The 2,971-nt window shown below is 62.4% G+C and carries 2 protein-coding genes; one reads left to right on the top strand and one right to left on the bottom strand.

The annotated features are described in order from the left end of the window. The first annotated feature begins 930 nt into the window (after positions 1 to 930). Positions 931 to 1,458: a barstar family protein gene (locus tag G528_RS0114425; protein ID WP_084638247.1), complete on the top strand. Its 528-nt coding sequence runs from the start codon at positions 931 to 933 to the stop codon at positions 1,456 to 1,458. A gap of 90 nt (positions 1,459 to 1,548) precedes the next feature. Here the strand turns inward: G528_RS0114425 and G528_RS0114420 are convergent, their stop codons facing one another. Next, positions 1,549 to 2,790, bottom strand: a complete 1,242-nt coding sequence (locus G528_RS0114420; RefSeq protein ID WP_156890466.1) for a hypothetical protein — start codon at positions 2,788 to 2,790, stop codon at positions 1,549 to 1,551. Between the last annotated feature and the right edge of the window lie 181 nt (positions 2,791 to 2,971).

Below are 2,971 nucleotides of genomic sequence, written 5' to 3'. Positions count from 1 at the left end.
GAACTTCCATCTTCGCACCGCAGGACCCGTCTACATGTTGTGGTCACTTCCGCTGCCGACGCACACCGCCTACGCACTCTCAGATCCGAAGAGCCTGTAATCGGAATTGCTCTGGTCATTGCATATGCGGCGCTGCTTACTGCTAGATCGCACACATGCATACGGTTTCAGTCTACGACGACGATATCGCTATTTCTCGGCATCACGAATGTGGTCTCGACAAATAGGGTTCGGCGGATCATGCTGATCCGTGGCGGAGTGGCGAGGGCGGTGGACGGTGATTATGAACGGAAGGTGTCGATGGGTGGGCGTTCTTATCGGTATGTTCAGAGCCCAAATATGAATATTGCGATTCCCGTTTCTGTGTTGAACTCTCCGGATGGGTTTTCTGTTGAGGATCTAGCGGCCGTCGCAGGAATTGAAGTTGTAGGATCGTACTCGTCCCCGTCCTTGATCGGTGGACGAGTATGGGCTCCGCTACTAGAAACAGATTGGCAACCTGGGTTATGTGCAGAGTTGCTCCGTGAGCGTGGGTCTGACCAGACTTTTATCAATTTAGCGTCGAGATTTCATCGGGGTGATGTCCGGGCCGGTGCGGTTTCGGATTGATGGTGGCGCGCCTGATTATGCCTGTCGGGTACGACGAGGTCGCCGAGCGTCGGTGCGTCCGGGTTTCACGTCGTCGGAGGATCAGGTTCTTTCGTCTCCAGAGTCAGGGGCGGGCTGCCGGGTCAGCCGGGGGCTGGGTAGGCGGCCAGGCGGTGGAGTCCGGCGGTGAGCAGACTGCTCCACGGGTGTTGGTGGATGTGGAAGTGGTCGAGCTCTATGCTCGATGAGTATCTCGCCTGCCTGCGGTAGATTGGGCGAGTGTGAGTGGCGCAACCATGCTCGGTGTAGAATCTCGTCTCGAACTCTTGGAGGCTTAGGTAGATGGCTGAAGCGCCCCTGAGCGGTACGGATTTCTCGATATTGGTCGAGAGCCTCCGCGATTCAGGTCGCGTCGAGTATGCTTCGCGGAATTCTGGTCGTTACCCTGTGCACGTTCGCGGATGGAATTGCTCCACGTTTAACGATCTATTCGATGAGTTTGCGGCCGCTTTTCAGTTTCCCTGGTACTTCGGGTTCAGTAAGGATGCGTTGGTTGACTGCCTTCAGGACTTTTTTGACGACGATCTTCAGTATCAGGAGGCGGCCTCTGGTCTTGACCTGATTATCTGGCACGCGGATAAAGTGCTGCGAGGTGGAGTCGGTCTGCAGGGGCGCGTGGATCTCAGGGACTTCATTGAGATGTTGTGCTCGATCATTTCGGAGATCGGTTCGCCGGAGGGGATTCGGTCAGGCTTCGAACCAGTGTCCAGAAGTGTGACTGTCTACCTTCAGTTCGACGATGATGAGGCGGCGAGCGACCTTGCTCGGTGGACGAGTGTGGGGCTTCGTTACGCGAAATCGGATCGGTAGCTCGTATTGTGAACCGAGTTGCTCCGTAGCGATCAGAGCGATGAGAAGGACCCCTCACCTGGAATTAGCCCGGTGAGGGGTCTTTCTTCTTCAACCAGATTTCAGTCGCTGTTGGCACCCCGCGTAGGCAGCATTGCGTTCGCGGTGAGCATCGTTGTGGCGGTGGTGCCCAGCTGTGAGGCCGGCTTCTGCTTCTTCGGCAGGCTGCCCAGGCCGGACGAACCGGAACTGCCGCCCTGGCCGCCGGAGCCTCCCATCGACTCGCGCACCGTGCGTGCGAGGTTGGGGTTCGACGATCGGCCGAACACCCGCTGGGTGCCGGCCTGGACGGCGGCCATGCTCATCGCCTGGCGCATCACGCCGGTTGCCGTTTCCGTCGTCCCGAAGGTTGCCCGGGCGTGGTGCTGCGGTGGTCTCGACGGGAGCCGCAGACGGTGCGACGCCGCCGAAATTGCCCAGGGTGTCCACCGGGACGCCCGCGGCGTTCTCCTGGTCCGACAGTCCGTTGCGCAGGACGGCCGAGGCCATCGCTTTCTGACCTGCAAGGCTGCCGGCCATCGACGCGGCGTTGGCGTTGGTCAGCGGGTTGCCGGCGTTGTCGGTCATCGGCACGCCGCCCTCGCCCAGCAGCTCGCCGCCGGGTCCGAAGCCGGTCACGTCGTCGGCGGTCAGCGGCGAGCCGCTGGCACCGATGATCTCGCCGCCGCTGCCGTCGGTGAGCGGTCCGTCGCTGCCGAGCATCCCCGACACCGTCGACTGCTTGCCGTCGGTGCCCTTCACCGGGTTGCCGGACTGGTCCAGCAGGCCGCCGCCCTCGCCGACGGTCATCGAGCCATCCCCGGCACCGGGCACGCCCTCGTCGGTTCGCTGCTCGACGCCGCCGTCGGACCCGTCACCGCCGTCGTCACCACCACAGCCGCTGCCGCGGCTCATGATCGCCGACGTAGCCGCCATCGACACGCCACGCTGGAAGACCCTGGCGCATCGCGCCGGGCCGCCACTGGAGACTTCCGAGCCCATGAACTTGTTGATCGCCTTCGGCATCGCGTCGTCGATGCCGTTGATGAGCGCGCCCCGCACCTTGAGCGCTAGCATCGTGGCGATGATGATGCCGATGCTCACGACCAGGGTCACGACGAGAACGGCCGTCTTGGGGTTGTCGAAGGCCTCGATGGCCGCGCCGACGCCTGCCCCGGCGATGCCGATCGCCTCGCCCTGGTCGATGTCGCTGATGCGCTCGGACAGCGGCCGTTCGAGGATCGTCGGGATGGCCGTGAGGACGAGCATCATGCCGCGGTAGATGACCATCGTGCCGATGATTTCGACCAGCATTCCCGCCGCGGTGACCACGACCTTCGCGATGCCGGCCTGGAAGCCGAGCAGCGCAAACGGGTCTCCAGGCTTGGTTTAGCTGCGCTACTTGTCGCTTTCGGCGGGGTCGTATGCCTTACCGAACCGTGGGCGATCGCTGAGTCCGACCCATTGGGGCTGATCTTCGGGTCCGGGGCCGGGC

This window comes from Gordonia shandongensis DSM 45094, from assembly GCF_000423025.1.
Classification (GTDB): domain Bacteria; phylum Actinomycetota; class Actinomycetes; order Mycobacteriales; family Mycobacteriaceae; genus Gordonia; species Gordonia shandongensis.
Note: the sequence above shows the minus strand (reverse complement) of the source record. Positions and strands in the feature narration are given on the sequence as shown.